This window comes from Streptomyces sp. NPDC052107, assembly GCF_040680215.1.
GTDB lineage: Bacteria > Actinomycetota > Actinomycetes > Streptomycetales > Streptomycetaceae > Streptomyces.
This window is the reverse complement of sequence record NZ_JBFAWG010000042.1, coordinates 49352-64454: the sequence shown is the minus strand read 5'-3', so window position 1 is coordinate 64454 and position 15103 is coordinate 49352. Positions and strand designations below refer to the sequence as shown.

The following is a 15103-nucleotide window of genomic DNA, read 5'->3' as shown; positions in this document are numbered from 1 at the left end:
GGTCAGACCGCGGAACCAGGCGGAGACGATCCGCTTGATGTCCTTGAAGAAGTACACGAGCACGGCGGCGATGGCGCCGACCTGGATGACGGCGGAGAAACCGACGACGGACTTGTCGTCGACGGGGATGTTCATGAGCCCCTCGGCGATCTTCAGGTGACCGGTGGAGGACACCGGGAGGAACTCGGTCACCCCCTCGACTACTCCGAGGACGACGGCCTGACCGACGGAGATGGCGCTCATGGGATCCAGTTCTGAGGAGAGTTGGTCGACATTGTTGTAGACAGTACTTGCTGCGCCCGGCGCTCTGGCAAGCGCCTAGACCCACAGGGCGCCGGCGATCGAGACGCCGGCGAACGCGGCGGCGAGCCCCGCCACCAGGCTCACCACGACGTTGGCGGCAGCGTAGAGGCCGGAGCCGGCCTCGGTCAGCCGCAGGGTCTCGTAGGAGAAGGTCGAGTACGTCGTCAGCGCTCCGCAGAACCCGGTGCCCACCAGCAGCTGCAGATGGGGCCCGGCCGCCCCGGCGGAGAAGGCGCCCGTGAGCAGCCCGAGGATCAGCGAGCCGGTGACGTTCACCACGAAGGTGCCCCAGGGGAACACCGAGTCGTGACGGGCCTGCACGGCACGGTCGGTGAGATAGCGCAGCGGTGCGCCGACCACGGCTCCCGCGATGACGAGAAGCCAGTTCACAATGACTTCTTACCCTTCGGATCCGTGCCCTCGGCGCCGCCGGTGCGCCCCACGTACCGGACGACCTCGCACTCCTCCAGCGTCACGAGCCCCTCGTCGACGAGTTCGTCGAGCTGCGGCAGGAACGCCCGTACCCGCTCCTCGGTGTCCACGACGACGACCGCCACGGGCAGGTCCTCGCTCAGGGACAGCAGGCGGGAGGTGTGGATGCGCGAGGAGGCGCCGAAGCCCTCGATGCCCCGGAAGACGCTCGCCCCGGCGAGTCCGGCCGCGTGCGCGCGGTGCACGATCTCGGAGTAGAGGGGCTTGTGGTGCCAGGTGTCGTCCTCGCCGATGTAGACGGTCAGCCTGAGGGCCCGGCCGGTGAGTGACGTCATCGCTTCCTCCCGATCAGCGCCCGGCGGGCGGCGACGGAGGCGAGCCACACCGCGGCGAGGGCCGCGCACAGCGTCGCGGCGAGATAGCCGAGCCCGAGGCCCGGGCGGCCGGCGTCGACCAGCTTGCGGATGTCGACGGCGTAGGTGGAGAAGGTGGTGAAGCCGCCGAGCACGCCGGTGCCGAAGAAGGGGCGTACGAGGCGGCGGGCGGCCCACACGTCGGTGATGAGCACCATGAAGACACCGATCACCGCGCAGCCGATGACGTTGGTCAGGAACGTCGCCCAGGGGAAGCCACCCGGCGGCGTGGGCCAGGCGAGGGCGAGGCCGTAGCGGGCACACGCGCCGAGGGCGCCGCCGAGGGCGACCACCGCGACGACGGGGATCTGGGCACGCCACTCCGACCGCCGCCGTGGGGTGGGGCGGACACGGAGGCTCTGGGCTTCCGGGGCTGTCATCCTGGTGCGTCTCCTGATGCGGCCTGCCCCGACGGGTGATCACGGCCGGGCACCAGCGTACCGCCGTGTCAGCGGGCCGTGGTCCGCGCGCAGACCGCGACGCCGGGCTCCCACAGGCTGCCGAGGACGAGGTGGTCCCCGCTCACGCAGACGCTGGTGACCATGCGGAAGCCGGAGCGGCGGCGGGTGAGGTGCCGGACGGTTCGTCCGGTGTCGTCGAGGGCCATCACCCCGGTCGTCCCGCTCGGGCGGTACGGCGCGTGTACGGCTGCCCGGGCGGCGGCGGCGCGCACGGCGGGCGGGGCGCGGTGCAGAAGGTCCAGCGGCGGAACCCGGGGACTGGCGAGCGCGACCCACAGCGGGCCGTCGGGGCCCTCGCGCCAGAGGTTGTCCGGCATGCCGGGCAGCATGGCGAAGAGATCGGCGTGGCCCGCGCGCGGACCGGTGAGGTAGTAGCGGGTGAGGCGGCAGGCGCCGGTCTCGGCGATCACCAGGAAGGAGCCGTCGGCACCGGCCGCCAGGCCGTTGGCGAACTGCAGTCCGTCCAGCAGGACTTCGGGCTCACCGCCCGCGGGCGGAAGGCGCAGCAGCCGTCCGGTGCCGGTGTGTTCGGCGATGTCGCCGATCCACTGCTCCAGTGGGTAGCGGCGGCTGGAGACGGTGAAGTACACGCTGCCGTCCGGCAGGACGACGACATTGCTGCAGAAGCGGAGCCGCTCCCCCGCCGCCGAGTCCGTGAGAACGCGGACGGTTCCGGCGGCGCCTTCGGCGGGGTCGACGCGCAGCAGTCCGCGTTCCGCGTCGCACACCAACAGGCCGCCGTCCGGGAGCGGTTCGAGTCCGAGAGGACGGCCGCCGGTGTCCGCCAGCACCTCCACGCGGGCCGTGCGCGGGTCGCCGAGGCCGTGGACGCGCAGGATCCGGCCGTCCTCCACTCCGGTCAGCACGCGCCCGTCCGCGTCGGCCACCACGTCCTCGGGGCCGCGGGCGCCCAGGGAGAGGTAATGGAGCGGGACGAGTGCCGTGGGTCGGTCCATGCGTGTGCCCTTCGCGGTCGGTCGGCCCATTCCGACTCTGTCGTCCCCTCACCACCCCTTCTCGAAAACCCGGGCCACCTCCGCGATGCGGATCTCGTCGCGTCGGTAGCAGGTGCCCCGGCAGCTGCGACGGGTGCGCAGCAGGCCGAGGCGGGTGAGGAAGTCCAGGTGGGCGACGGCGGTCCGGCGGGGCACGCCCAGTTTGGCGGCCACGGCACGCGCCGTGACTCCCGTCTCGGCGAGGTCGCGGCGACGGGGCGCCGAGAAGTGGGCCGCGGGCTCCTTGAGCCAGTCCAGAATCGTCTGCCGTATCCGGCCCGAGGGGGTTCCCATCATCCGTGCGCCTCCGTCCCCGGCCTCCTCGTACGCAGTGTTCCCACTGTCGCGCGGCCGACTCCGTCGCGTTCTGGACTCGGCGGTCGTTGTCCGGTACCGAACGGCGTGCGACCGAAGAAGGGCCTATGACTTCGGAAAATCGGCGAAGGCCCGGCCGCCCCTCACGGCCGGGCCCGTCACCGGCGGTTCAGCGGTGGCTGAACCACGTCATGGAGGAGAGCGCCTTGTCGTCGTAGCCGAACAGGGCCCGGTTCTCCCAGCCGTTGCCGGAGGCGGCGTCGGCCGGATCTCGGCCGTTGCCGGAGACGGCGGTCCAGGTCGCCTTCCAGTAGAAGACGCCGAGGCCACGGTGGTTCGGTACGGCCTCCACGATGCTCGCCACGTCGTTCATCCACTTGGTCTGGCCGGCCACGGTCGCCGGGGAGCCGGAGACCAGCTCCCCGGTGGTGTCGATCTGGTTCTCCAGAGAGTCGTTCTGGGCCAGGGTGAACGGGTAGGCCGTCTCGGCGACGAACACCGGCTTGCCGTAGCGGGAGGCCGCGTCGTCCAGGGTGGTCTGGAAGTCGGAGAGCGGGCCGTGCCAGTAGCCGTAGTACGACAGTTGGCCCCAGTTGTCCGTCGAGCCCTCGGACCACAGGATGCCGGCATTGAAGTGCGCTCCGTCTCGGCCGCGTACCGCTCCACCAGGCGCCGGGTGATCTGCGGGCGAGGAGGGCGTCGCCGGTCTTGACCGGCCCACGGCCGGCCGTGTCGTCGTCCACGACGAGAACGTCGGGGAGTTGAGCGAGAGGGGGCTCGCGCTGTACCGGCGGCGCCGGATCGGCATGATCTTCCAGTTCTTCAACCTCATCGACGATCTGTCGGCCCTGGACAACGTTGCGCTGGCCGCCCAGCTGACCGGAACACCGGCCCGGCAGGCCCGGCGGCGGGCCCTGGAGCTGTTCGAGGAACTGGGCATCACGGACCGCCGCAACGCGTACCCGGCGGTGCTCAGCGGTGGTGAGCGGCAACGGGTCGCCGTGGAACGGGCGTTGATGAACCGGCCCGCGCTGCTACTGGCCGACGAGCCGACCGGCGCGCTGCACAGCCGGGCAGGGGAGCAGGTGATGGACCTGCTGATCGACCTGACCAGATCGGCCAGACCCCGATCATCGTCACGCACGACGAGCGGCTCGCGCAGCGCTGTGCGAGCCGGCTGGTGCAGCAGGCCGACGGCCGGGTGACGGGTGAGCACACCCTGGAGCCGTCGGCCGTGCTCAACACCCACGACCGGCGTCGCGACCTCGGCATGCTCAAGTCGATCGGCATGACCCCGCGCCAGGTGACGGTGATGACGGTGACATCGATGGCCGTGCTCGGCGTGATCGGGTCGGTGCTGGGTGTCCCGCTGGGCATCGCCGCCTATGAGGTGGTCGTCCCGCGGATGGCCGCGGGGATCGACATCGCCCTGCCGTCGTACATGACGGACGTCCGGCACGCGCCGAGGCTGGCCGAAGTGGCGCCGGCGGGTCTGGTGATCGCCGTCATGGGCGCCCTCGTCCCCGCCCGGCGCGCGGCCCGGCTCACCGTGGCGGAGGTGCTGCACAACGAGCGACCCACCGGGGAGCCCGCAACCGGTCAGGATCGAAGAAGCCGGAGCGGGCTCCCCGGCCCTAGCGTGAGGTGCACCGACGGAAAACCCGTTGGGCCACGCACCTCAGAAGGAGAGTCCCATGACCGCCGGCGTGCAGACGATCATCTACCCCGTCAAGGACAAGGACCGGGCCAAGGCCCTGTTCACCGCCCTGCTGGGTGTCGAGCCGTACGCGGACCAGCCCTACTACGTCGGTTTCAAGGCCGAGGGTCAGGACGTCGGCCTCGACCCGAACGGGCATGCCCAGGGCCTGACCGGGCCGGTGCCGTTCTGGCATGTCACCGATCTCCGAGAGCGCCTCGCGGCCCTGCTGGCGGCGGGCGCCGAGGTGGTCCAGGACGTGCGCGACGTCGGCAACGGCAGGCTGATCGCGTCGGTGAAGGACCCCGACGGCAACCTGATCGGCCTCCTCCAGGACCCGGCCGCCTGAGCACCGCCCCCTCCGCTTGCACTCGCACTAGTTGCACACTCAACGATTGGCCGGATCGGTGCTACGGTGCCGGTATGGCAGTCAAGACGGCCGACGCCCGGCTCGAGGAACGGTGGCGGGACATCCTCGCCGTGCACGCGCGCACGATGTGCGAGATCGACCGGGCCCTGCACCCGCACGGGCTGGGCGCCAGCGACTTCGAGGTGCTGGACATCCTGGCGACCGAGTCGCCCGCGCAGGGCGACCAGTGCCGGGTGCAGAACCTGGTCGGCCGGGTTCATCTCAGCCAGAGCGCGCTGTCCCGGCTGATCGGCCGGCTGGAGAAGGACGGGCTGGTGGAGCGCTCGGTGTGCGCGGAGGACCGGCGCGGGGTGTGGGTGGCCCTCACCCCCAAGGGCCGCGCGCTGCACGCCGAGGTGCTGCCCCTGCAGCGCGCCGTGCTGGAGCGCATGCTGACCGGGCAGGAGCGCTGGAGCCCCGGGCAGGATCACTAGAGCACCAGCTCGGCGCCGTCGGGCAGGACCTCGACGCCCTCCCCGGCGGCACGCGCGCGTGCCGGTGAGGCGGGGTCGAGCAGGGGGTTCGTGTTGTTGAGGTGGGTGTAGATCCGGCGGGCGCCGGGATGCCGGGCCAGGGCGGCGAGGGTGCCGTCCGCACCGGTGACCGGCAGGTGCCCCATGGCGGCCTGCCGGGCCGCGGACCGTACCGTCGTGCCCATCTCGTCGGCCGCGTAGAAGGTGCCGTCCAGCAGCACGCAGTCGGCCTCGGCGCACAGTTCGTCCAGCTCCAGGCTCCAGGCGCCCAAACAGGGCGCGTACACCAGCACTCCCCCGCTGGCCAGGTCCTCGACGCGGTACGCCGTCACCCACGGGGCGGCCGGTCCCGGCGCCTGCGCCGGCACGTACTTCGGGATCTTCGCGCCCACCGGATGGGCCGTGACCACCAGCCCGCCGGCCAGCACGAACCCGCCGTCGGCCAGGCTGTCCGCCCACTCCCAGGGGGCGTAGCGGTCCAGGGCGGCCCGGGCCGGGGCCAGCACGGCGCGGACCGGCGAGGTGGCGTACACCTTCAGGCCCGCGGCCCCGCGCAGTTCGGCGAGGCCGGTGACGTGGTCGGCCTCGGCGTCGGTGAGCAGGACGCCGCGCAGCGGGGTGTCCCGGGGGCCGGGTCCCGGCCACAGCGCCGGTGCGGCGGTGAGCTGGGTGCGCAGATCGGGCGAGGCGTTCAGCAGCCACCAGTCGCGGCCGTTGCCGGTGACGGCGGCGCACTCCTGGGTGCGGGAGGGCAGCTTGCCGTCCCTTGCCGCCGTACACAGCGAGCACGCGCAGTTCCACTGCGGGAAACCGCCACCGGCGGCAGTGCCCAGCAGGACGACCCTCACGACCATCCGCTCCTTCACACGCGTCCGGACCTGTCCTCGCTGTGATCTTCCCGCCTCGGGCCGGGGACTACCCGGCGGCGGGGGGCAGTTCCGGCCGTCCTTCGCCCGGCCTGCGGTCCGCCGGGCGCTCGGGCGGGATCGGCCCACCGGGGAAGTCTCGGGGACCGGTCCACAGCGCGGGTACGGCGTCGCAGCGCCGGCACAGATCGTAGGCGATCGCCTCGTAGTTGACCCGCCAGCCCTGGAAGTGCGGCCAGGCCTCCTTCGGCGGGCGCTGGGCCCGGAACCCGGCCGACTCCAGCATGGCCGCGGCCGCGTCGAACTCGGCGAAGGTGAGCCGGATGGTCGCGTCCGGCGACGGGTCGGCGTCGAAGGGCATGCGCAGCGCGCGGGCGATGTCGCGCAGGGCGGTGAAACCGGCCCGCAGCACCAGCCGGGCCTCCGGCGGGGCGAGCCGTGGGTCCAGGGCCAGCTGCATCGCGGCCGCGTCCATCACCGCGACGAGACCGACCAGCCAGCTGCGGTGCGGGCGCGGGGAGCGGAAGGCCAGCAGGACGGGGTACGTCGAGTGGCTCTCGCCCATGTCCGAGGCGAGGCGTTCCCAGGCGCGATACAGCGCCGGCAGCGAGGTCTCGGTGTCGACCAGCCACTGCCGGGCGAGGATCTCCGGCCCCCAGGCGGGCTCGCCGGCCCGTGCCTGCAGCAGGGTCACCTCCAGTTCGCGGCGGTTGTAGGCGGCGTACAGGGTGGGCAGATAGGCGATCTGCAGCGCGATCACGACCGGTCCGGTGGCCGCGGCGACGAAGTCGAGCACCGAAAGCTTCAGCCGGGCGCCGCTGGCGAAGCCGAGGGTGAACAGGCTGGACCCCGCCTCCCGGAACGCGGCGGTCCAGGACAGCCCGGACAGCGAGTACAGCAGGAGGCCGAAGCCGAGCAGCGCACCGGCGAGCCAGGTGGCGAGCATGCCGATGAGCATCAGCGGGGCCAGCCAGGTCTGCGCGCGGTCGATGGCTGCGTAGTCCTTGCGGACGGCCGTCAGCCGGAGGACTCGGCGCAGGGCCCACCAGAGGCGGAAGACCAGCACGGAGTAGAGGCCCCGGGGAACCACGAGAGTGCGCAGGATGCTGGTCAGCACCAGGACCAGGACCAGTGCCCCTGCCGCGCCGGCGATGTATTCCATGGGCCTATTTTTGTCGCCCACGGAGGTGGGAGGATCGCTTTCGTGCGCGGGCGCGGGTCGCTCGTGGTCTCTCGCGCCGTTCCCCGCCCCCCTCGGGGCGCTTCGTCAGCGGGCCAGCAGCGTGCGTACCCCCTGTGAGGTGAGGGTCAGGGCGTGGGTGGAGCTGCCGTCTATGGCCAGGGAGAGGTCCTCGTCGGGCCACTGGGAGGCCAGGGCGCCGAGCGGGATGAGGCGGTAGCGGGAGACGAAGGGCAGCAGCCCGGCCATCTCGCCCTCCGTGGTGAAGACGGGGACGACCGGATCGCCTCCGGGCTGTTCCAGGACGGGCAGGGCCACGGTCGTGGCGTCGGCGCCCTCCCCGTCGACCGCGTCGTCCGGCACGGGGACGAGCACGTCACTGTGGGCGAGGACGTCCAGCGCGGCCTGGTCCTCGGCGTTCACGGTCAGCGCGTCCAGCGCCTGCTGGGCCGGCGTCGGCAGGTCGTTGTGTGCGGGTGTCTCCATGGCAGGTCCCCAGGTAGCGACGGTCGTACGGGCCACACCGGAGGCGGAACCGCGCCCCCGGGCATGCTTCGCCTCGCGTACCCGGTGGGCCGCGGGACATGCGTGAGGATCGGCGGGAGATCCGATGGTGGGCCGGCCCCGGTGATGGCCGGGGATGGTGAAAGTCGGCCGGTGAGAAGGGTCGTCGCCGACGCGGGGCCGCCCGGACAGGGCCTAGCTTGACCGTATGCCGATGCAGCCGTGGTTCCGCGACGCCAAGCTGGGGATCTTCGTCCACTGGGGCGTCTACGCGGTGGACGGAGTCCCGGAGTCCTGGTCGTTCTACACCGGACAGGTGTCCCACGAGCGGTACATGAAGCAGCTCGACGGCTTCACCGCGTCCCGCTACGACCCGCGTGCCTGGGCGGACCTCTTCGCCCGTGCCGGTGCCCGGTACGCCGTGCTCACCGCGCGCCACCACGACGGTGTGGCCCTGTGGGACAGCGCCCACGGCGATCTGAACGTGGTGCGCCGTACGCCTGCGGGGCGTGACCTGATCGCCGGATACGCCGACGCGCTGCGCGAGCGCGGCCTGCGGGTGGGCCTCTACTACTCCCACTCGGACTGGAACCACCCCGACTACGCGAGCACCCGGCACCCCGCCCCGGACGAGGATCCCCCGAACCCCCTGGCGCATGCCCGGCCCGGCGAGGAGGATCCGGCGGCCTGGGCGCGGTTCCTCGCCTACCGGGACGGTCAGGTCGGGGAGCTGGTGGACCGGTTCCGGCCGGATCTGCTCTGGTTCGACGGCGAGTGGGAGCGCACCGAGGAGCAGTGGGGCATGGACGCCCTGGCCGCACGGATCCTGGCCGGCCATCCGGAGACGGTCCTCAACGCGCGCATGCTGAGCCACGGCGACTACGCCACCCCGGAGCAGGGCGCGCCGCTCCAAGCTCCCGACGGCCCCTGGGAGTTGTGCCTGACCGTCAACGACTCCTGGGGATTCCAGCACCGGGACCACAACCACAAGTCGGTGCTCCAGTTGGTGCGTTACTTCACGGAGACGATCGGCGCGGGCGGCAACCTGCTGCTCGACGTGGGCCCGCGTGAGGACGGCACGCTCACCGCGGAGCAGGAGGAGCGCCTGGCGGGGCTCGGGGCGTGGATCGGCCGGCACGCCGAGGCCGTGTACGGCACGGTGGCGGGCCTGCCTCCGGGACATCACTACGGCCCGAGCACCCTGTCGGCCGACCGGCGGACGCTGTACCTCTTCTGCTTCGACGCGCCGCGCGAGACGGTCTCCGTACGCGGCCTGCGCAACCGGGTGCGCCGGGTGAGCGTGCTCGGGACGGGCGCCGAGCTGGGCCACCGGGTCACCGGCGGGCTGCACGAGGTACCAGGGGTGACCTGGCTGGACGCGCCGGCGGCGGGGGACGTGGACGAGTACGCCACCGTGCTCGCCGTGGAACTCGACGGGGAACTGGACCTCTACCGGGGCACGGGGCGCTCCTGACGCGGAAACCCGTCGGCGTCAGCCGAACGTCAGGGTCAGCTCGAAGTGGTCGGGGTCGAGCAGGCCGACGACATGCTCGACGAAGGTGCCGTCGGCCGCCCGGCTCGTCCGCCGCGTCTCCAGGAACCAGTCCCCCGGAGCGCGCCGCAGCAGCTCCGCCTCCCGGGCGTCGACCGGCCGCCCGGAGACCCGCTGTTCCCCGTGGTCGGGCCGCAGCCCCGCGCGCAGCAACAGCTCGGTGACCGACTCCCGGCCGAGGCCGCGGGCGGGCAGCTCGCGGATCACCGGAACCGGCGGCAGGAAACTGCGTTCGTACGACACCACGGTCCCGTCCCCGACCAGCTCACCAGTCCGCTCCACGCACACGAACTCGTCCTTCTCCAGGCCGAGTTCGGCGGCGAGGGCGCCCTCGTGCGTCTGGCGTACGGTGAGGGTCCGCACGGCGGTGTCCGCACCCTGCACGGCCCGGGCGCGGGCCCAGCCGAACCGGTCGTCCGGCGGGCGGCCGTCGAATTGGACGTACGAGCCCTTGCCGGTGCGGGTGGTGATCAGGCCCTCCTCGGACAGTTCGGCGAGGGCCGCGCGGATGGTCGTACGGCTGACGCCGAACCGCTCGGCGAGGGTGTGTTCGCCGGGCAGCCGCTCGCCCGCCGCGCGGCTGCCGTCGCGGATCTCCCGGGCGAGGATCCGGCTGATCCGCTGGTGCTTGAGCGGGACGCCGGTCACGGCCCGGCCCCGGCGAGCAGCTCGTCGACGGTGGTGACCCGGACCAGCGGCCGGTACAGCTCCATGATCTGCAGGGCCTTGAGGTGGGAGTCGTCGTCCACGCCCGCGCAGGCGTCCGCGACCACCAGCACCTCGGTGCCGGCGTCGGCGGCGGCCAGGGCGGTGGAGAGCACACAGCACTCGGTGCTGACACCGGCCAGGACCAGGCGGTCTTCCGGGCCGACGCGGGCGGCGAGCTCCGGGGTCCACTTGCCGAAGGTGGTGGCGTGCACGACATGGCCGGCCGGATCGGCGAACTCCTCGGACAGGTGCCAGAGTTCGGCGTCCGGGGGCTGCAGGGCGAAGGGCCACTCGTCGTAGTAGGCGCGCCAGGCCCCGGCCGGTGTCGCGGGGGCCAGGAAGCGGGTGAAGGTGACGCGGTCGGCGAAGGCCGGCAGCAGGCTGCGTACGCCCGCCACCGCGTCGGCGTACCGGGGGGTGGCCCATGGGCTCGCCGGGTCGGCGAAGACGCGCTGCATGTCGATGACGGCGAGGTGTCCGGCGGTCATGGGTGCAGCACCCCCTCGTCGGTCACCGGGCTCGGTGTCCGCGTCTCCTGGGCGCGGACCCGGCCCCGGCCCGTCAGCAGGGTGCCGAGGAAGGCGAGAACCAGCGCCACCAGGACGCCGAGGTTGGCGTACGCCCAGGCACTGGTCTTGCCCCCGAGGCCGAACGGACCGAGGAGATACCCCTGCCAAGTCAGCCAGCTCGCCGCGGTGTTGGTGACCAGGCCCCATCCGACGGCCGTGGCGGCGAGGGTGAGCAGCAGGGGCGGCAGGGGGATGTCGCCGTAGCGGCCGTGCGGGCGGTAGAGGTCGCCGTCGTCGTAGTCGCGGCGGCGCAGGGCGAGGTCGGCGAGGATGATGCCGCACCAGGCGGCGATGGGGACGCCGAGCGTGGTGAGGAAGCCCATGAACTGACCGAGGAAGTCACCGGCGAAGAACACGATGTAGACCGAGCCGGCGATCATCAGGACGCCGTCGAGGAAGGCGGCCAGATAGCGGGGCACCGGCAGGCCGGCGGAGAGCAGGGCGAGGCCCGAGGAGTAGATGTCGAGGACGGCGCCGCCGACCAGGCCGAGGACGGCGACCACGGCGAACGGCACCAGGAACCAGGTCGGCAGGATCGTGGTCAGCGCGCCGATCGGGTCGGCCGCGATCGCCTTGCTCAGCCGTGGCGAGGAACCGGCCAGCAGCAGGCCGAAGACCAGCAGGAGCAGCGGGGCCACCGAGGCACCGAACGTGGTCCAGCCGATCACGCCGCGGCCGGACGAACTCCGGGGCAGATAGCGGGAGTAGTCGGCGGAGGCGTTCACCCAGCCCAGGCCGAAGCCGGTCATCATGAACACCAGCGCGCCGATGAATTCCTGCGCGGAACCCGACGGGACGGCGCTCACCGTGCTCCAGTGGATGTGGTCGGCGACGAGACCGACGTAGACGACGGTGAGGACACCGGTGATCACGGTGATCGCCGTCTGCAGCCGCATGATCAGGTCGAAGCCCATGACTCCGCCGACGACGGTCAGCGCGGCCACGACCACCAGCGCGGCGACCTTGGTCTCGCTACCGCCGCCCCAGCCGAGGCGGCCGAGGACGGTCGCGGTGGCCATCGTGGCGAGCGCGGTGAGGACGGTCTCCCAGCCGACGGTGAGCATCCAGGAGATCACCGACGGCAGCCGGTTGCCGCGCACTCCGTACGCCGCCCGGCTGAGCACCATCGTGGGCGCCGAGCCGCGCTTTCCGGCGACCGCGATGAAGCCGCACAGCAGGAACGAGACGACGATGCCGAGCACGCCGGCGGCGAGGGCCTGCCAGAAGGAGATCCCGAAGCCCAACGCGAAGGCGCCGTAGCTCAGGCCGAGGACGGAGACATTGGCGCCGAACCAGGGCCAGAACAGCGTCCGCGGGGTGCCCTTGCGCTCGGCGTCCCCGATCACGTCGAGTCCGTGCGTCTCCACCTGCAACGGGCGGCCGGTGGATCTGCCGTCGGTTATTCGTCGCGGATCCTGCGGCTGCGTCATCCCCGAGCCCCTGCCTGCCTGTCTAGACGTGTCTACTCACGGTAGAAGCGGCAGCCCGGGCCGTCAACGACGGCTGCCCGACGGCCCGGCGGTGCTCGCGGTTCAGCGGTCGAACTCCTCCTGGATCGGCGTCCTCGGCTCCTCCCGCAGGTGCTGGGAGAGGCCGGGCTTCCCGCCCTGCCGTGCCTGTTCCGCGCGCCGTGCCGCCGTGCGACCGATGTCCGAGTCCGGGTCGACCCGTACGGACCTCGCCACGTCGTCACGGCCCGTGTACTGCTCGGCGGGGATGCCGCGCAGGGCCTTGACGACCTCGTCCGACGCTCCCGCCTCACGCGCGGCCGTGACCAGGCGGTCCTTGTCGGCCGGGTACGACACGTCCTTCAGCGCGGCCAGCACCTCGGGGACGCTGGTGTGTGCCGTGCTCATGGCGCCTCCCTCACTCCTCGTCGCCTTCCTCGGCGCTCTCGTCCGCGGTGTCCTCGCCCTCTGCCTGGGACGGAGTCGTACGCGGCGGCTGCTCGGCCTCCGTGGTACCCGGCTCCCGCTCGCCCTCGGTCTGCGAAGGGGTGCTCTCACCCATCGGACCTCCCCCACGCGTCCGTGCCGGTTCCGAAGACCCCGAGTACCCGTCCCTCCCGCTTCCCATGACCGGGGAGCACTCTCACCTCCCATGGACCGGATGGGATCCGTGAATCCGCGGCAGAGGGATGGGCACCTGACCGGTCCCGGCGCGGTATGCGGCGCCGGCGTACGGATCCAGCAGCCGAGGTGAGCAAGGCGGTCTTCCAGAACGAGTGACCGGATCACGAGCGTGCGGCGGCCGGAGCACACCACTCCGGCCGCCGCACGCTCCGGACATCCGTGCCCGCGCTCAGCGCACGGCGCGGACGGCGGGCACGCCCAGGTCGACCGGGCCCGCGGCTTTGCCGGTCTTGCAGGAGTCGTGGCAGTCCTTCTCCAGACTGCAGCACAGCGAACAGACCGCGCCCTGGTGGAACGGGCAGCCGGCCATGTCGGGCCGTTCGAAGACGGTCGCGCACACCGAGCAGGTCAGCGCGGCCGCCGAGGGCAGCCCGTCGGGTCCCAGCAGCGGCTCGTCCAGGAGGTCCGCGCGGGCGATGTAGTACCTGCCCTTGGTGAGCACGGCGAACAACGGCGAGAGCACCATGGCCAGGAACAGCGCGACGAAGGGCGAGAACGCCTTGCCATAGGCGCCGAAGGCGTCGAAGTACGCGGCGATGGACACCGCCGACGCGATCAGCATGGAGCCGAAACCCACCGGGTTGAAGTGGTGGAGATGGGCCCGCTTGAACTCGATGTACGACGGGCTCAGCTTCAGCGGCTTGTTGATGACCAGGTCGGCGACGACCGCGCCGATCCAGGCGATCGCCACGTTGGAGTAGAACCCGAGGACGGTGTTGAGGAAGCCGAAGACGCCGCCCTCCATCAGGGCGAGCGCGATGCCCACGTTGAGGAATATGTAGACGACACGACCGGGGTGACGATGTGTCAGCCGGGAGAAGAAGTTCGACCACGACAGCGAACCAGAGTACGCGTTCGTCGAGTTGATCTTTATCTGGGACAGGATGACGAAGAAGGTGGCCAGTCCCAGGGCGACGGGCGCGGCGAACGTGCCGAAACCGTGCACGTACTGCTGGATCGGCTCGTTGGCCTTGGCCAGCCCCACGCTCCCGGCGATGAAGAAGGCCAGGAAGGCGCCGCCGAACTGCTTCAGCGCGCCGAGCACCACCCATCCGGGTCCGGCGCCGAGGACCGCGGCCCACCACTGCCTGCCGTTGGCGGCCGTCCTGTCGGGCATGAAGCGCAGATAGTCGACCTGCTCCCCGATCTGCGCGATCAGCGACAGGGCGACGCCCGCGCCCGCCCCGACCCCGAGCATGCTGATGCCGGACCCGGTGGGCGAGTCACCCGCGAAGTGCGTGAACTCCGCGAACTTTCCCGGGTCCTGGATCGCGATGGACACGAACGGCGCCACCATCAGCACCAGCCAGACCGGCTGGGTCCACACCTGCATCTTGGACAGTGCCGTCATGCCGTAGACGACGAGCGGCAGGATGATCAGCGAGCAGATCACGTAGCCGACGGGGAGCGGTATGTGCAGGCCCAGTTCGAGGGCCTGCGCCATGATCGAGCCTTCGAGGGCGAAGAAGATGAAGGTGAAGCTCGCGTAGATCACCGAGGTCAGTGTCGAGCCCAGATACCCGAATCCGGCGCCCCGGGTCAGCAGGTCCATGTCGATGGAGTACTTCGCCGAGTAGTACGAGATCGGGATGCCGGTGAGGAAGATGACCACCGCCGCGGTCAGGATCGCCACCATGGCGCTGGAGAAGCCGTGCGAGACGGCGATCGAGCCGCCGATCGCGAAATCCGCGAGATAGGCGATGCCGCCGAGGGCCGTGGTGCCCACGACGTACGGCGTCCAGCGGCGGAAGGACTTCGGCGCGTAGCGCAGCGAGTAGTCCTCCAGCGTGTCGTTCCGGGTCCACCCGTTGTACGTCCGGCCGCCCGGGGAGGACGGCGGGGCTGGCGGCGCCTGCTTGTCGACGGTCTCCGTCACGGCTGCTCCCTCTTCCTGCGGTCCGCCCCGGTGGGGCCCGGGGCGTTGCAGGGAAGGTTCGCGCCGCACCATTACCTGGCCGTTTCGCCTTCTTTACGGCGGCGGACACGATGAGGCGGATCGCCGCAGGTCACCGAGGCGGGGCCGTCGGGTGGGGTCGCGTTTCGTCGTTCTTCTCGGCTCGATCGGTTCCCTCTCGGCCAGTTCAGGGGGAATTGC

General features: G+C 71.7%; 18 protein-coding genes and 3 pseudogenes. 5 read left to right on the top strand and 16 right to left on the bottom strand.

Going from position 1 to position 15103, the window contains the following annotated elements:
- The 7 genes and pseudogenes from AB0M27_RS31550 to AB0M27_RS31520 all read right to left on the bottom strand — a co-directional run.
- On the bottom strand, positions 1 to 243 hold a 243-nt coding region (locus AB0M27_RS31550; RefSeq protein WP_365726693.1), incomplete at its 3' end, for an undecaprenyl-diphosphate phosphatase.
- Between the two features lie 75 nt (positions 244 to 318).
- Complete coding sequence (gene crcB / locus AB0M27_RS31545) at positions 319 to 693, bottom strand: fluoride efflux transporter CrcB (protein WP_365726691.1); 375 nt, start codon at positions 691 to 693, stop codon at positions 319 to 321.
- Positions 690 to 1070 carry a DUF190 domain-containing protein gene (locus AB0M27_RS31540; RefSeq protein WP_365726689.1) on the bottom strand — a complete coding sequence of 127 codons (381 nt, stop codon included), beginning with the start codon at positions 1068 to 1070 and terminating at the stop codon, positions 690 to 692. The genes crcB (AB0M27_RS31545) and AB0M27_RS31540 overlap by 4 nt, the downstream gene beginning before the upstream one ends.
- On the bottom strand, positions 1067 to 1528 hold the full coding sequence (gene crcB / locus AB0M27_RS31535; protein WP_365726687.1) for a fluoride efflux transporter CrcB: 462 nt from the start codon (positions 1526 to 1528) through the stop codon (positions 1067 to 1069). Before crcB (AB0M27_RS31535) ends, AB0M27_RS31540 begins: the two co-directional genes overlap by 4 nt.
- Before the next feature lie 68 nt (positions 1529 to 1596).
- Complete coding sequence (locus AB0M27_RS31530; protein ID WP_365726685.1) at positions 1597 to 2565, bottom strand: SMP-30/gluconolactonase/LRE family protein; 969 nt, start codon at positions 2563 to 2565, stop codon at positions 1597 to 1599.
- Positions 2566 to 2613: 48 nt separating this feature from the next.
- Complete coding sequence (locus AB0M27_RS31525; protein WP_365726683.1) at positions 2614 to 2901, bottom strand: helix-turn-helix domain-containing protein; 288 nt, start codon at positions 2899 to 2901, stop codon at positions 2614 to 2616.
- Between the two features lie 187 nt (positions 2902 to 3088).
- Positions 3089 to 3550 (bottom strand): annotated as a pseudogene (locus AB0M27_RS31520) (glycosyl hydrolase 53 family protein); the annotation flags it as partial.
- 67 nt (positions 3551 to 3617) lie between these two features.
- Between AB0M27_RS31520 and AB0M27_RS31515 the strand changes: the two are divergent.
- From AB0M27_RS31515 to AB0M27_RS31500, 4 genes and pseudogenes are all read left to right on the top strand, one after another.
- Positions 3618 to 4153, top strand: a pseudogene (locus AB0M27_RS31515) (ATP-binding cassette domain-containing protein); the annotation flags it as partial.
- Positions 4154 to 4456 (top strand): annotated as a pseudogene (locus tag AB0M27_RS31510) (FtsX-like permease family protein); the annotation flags it as partial.
- A gap of 157 nt (positions 4457 to 4613) precedes the next feature.
- On the top strand, positions 4614 to 4964 hold the full coding sequence (locus tag AB0M27_RS31505; protein ID WP_069782639.1) for a VOC family protein: 351 nt from the start codon (positions 4614 to 4616) through the stop codon (positions 4962 to 4964).
- Between the two features lie 74 nt (positions 4965 to 5038).
- Positions 5039 to 5458: a MarR family transcriptional regulator gene (locus AB0M27_RS31500; protein ID WP_365726709.1), complete on the top strand. Its 420-nt coding sequence runs from the start codon at positions 5039 to 5041 to the stop codon at positions 5456 to 5458.
- On the opposite strand, the gene pqqB is transcribed toward AB0M27_RS31500, so the two are convergent.
- The 3 genes from pqqB to AB0M27_RS31485 form a co-directional block, all read right to left on the bottom strand.
- A complete protein-coding gene (pqqB, locus tag AB0M27_RS31495) occupies positions 5455 to 6351 on the bottom strand; it encodes a pyrroloquinoline quinone biosynthesis protein PqqB (protein ID WP_365726681.1) in 897 nt (298 codons plus the stop codon). The two genes, AB0M27_RS31500 and pqqB, sit on opposite strands and share 4 nt — an antisense overlap.
- Before the next feature lie 61 nt (positions 6352 to 6412).
- The gene (locus AB0M27_RS31490) at positions 6413 to 7525 is read right to left on the bottom strand and encodes a hypothetical protein (RefSeq protein WP_365726679.1); all 1113 of its coding nucleotides are present in this window, start codon (positions 7523 to 7525) and stop codon (positions 6413 to 6415) included.
- A gap of 105 nt (positions 7526 to 7630) precedes the next feature.
- Positions 7631 to 8029: an SseB family protein gene (locus tag AB0M27_RS31485; RefSeq protein WP_351804949.1), complete on the bottom strand. Its 399-nt coding sequence runs from the start codon at positions 8027 to 8029 to the stop codon at positions 7631 to 7633.
- Positions 8030 to 8255: 226 nt separating this feature from the next.
- On the opposite strand from AB0M27_RS31485, the gene AB0M27_RS31480 reads away from it, so the two are divergent.
- Positions 8256 to 9521, top strand: coding sequence for an alpha-L-fucosidase (locus tag AB0M27_RS31480; protein WP_365726678.1), 1266 nt, complete (start codon positions 8256 to 8258; stop codon positions 9519 to 9521).
- Between the two features lie 18 nt (positions 9522 to 9539).
- Here AB0M27_RS31480 and AB0M27_RS31475 read toward each other — a convergent pair whose 3' ends face one another.
- The 6 genes from AB0M27_RS31475 to AB0M27_RS31450 form a co-directional block, all read right to left on the bottom strand.
- Positions 9540 to 10247 carry a GntR family transcriptional regulator gene (locus AB0M27_RS31475; RefSeq protein WP_365726676.1) on the bottom strand — a complete coding sequence of 236 codons (708 nt, stop codon included), beginning with the start codon at positions 10245 to 10247 and terminating at the stop codon, positions 9540 to 9542.
- Positions 10244 to 10795, bottom strand: a complete 552-nt coding sequence (locus tag AB0M27_RS31470; protein ID WP_365726675.1) for a cysteine hydrolase — start codon at positions 10793 to 10795, stop codon at positions 10244 to 10246. The genes AB0M27_RS31475 and AB0M27_RS31470 overlap by 4 nt, the downstream gene beginning before the upstream one ends.
- Positions 10792 to 12306 (bottom strand): cytosine permease, encoded by a 1515-nt coding sequence (locus tag AB0M27_RS31465; RefSeq protein WP_365726671.1) that lies wholly within the window; start codon positions 12304 to 12306, stop codon positions 10792 to 10794. Before AB0M27_RS31465 ends, AB0M27_RS31470 begins: the two co-directional genes overlap by 4 nt.
- Before the next feature lie 102 nt (positions 12307 to 12408).
- On the bottom strand, positions 12409 to 12732 hold the full coding sequence (locus AB0M27_RS31460; protein ID WP_365726669.1) for a DUF2795 domain-containing protein: 324 nt from the start codon (positions 12730 to 12732) through the stop codon (positions 12409 to 12411).
- A 10-nt stretch (positions 12733 to 12742) separates the two neighbouring features.
- Positions 12743 to 12886: a hypothetical protein gene (locus AB0M27_RS31455; RefSeq protein WP_365726667.1), complete on the bottom strand. Its 144-nt coding sequence runs from the start codon at positions 12884 to 12886 to the stop codon at positions 12743 to 12745.
- Positions 12887 to 13177: 291 nt separating this feature from the next.
- Entirely contained in the window at positions 13178 to 14884 is a 1707-nt protein-coding gene (locus AB0M27_RS31450; RefSeq protein ID WP_365726665.1) for a hypothetical protein, read from the bottom strand.
- Between the last annotated feature and the right edge of the window lie 219 nt (positions 14885 to 15103).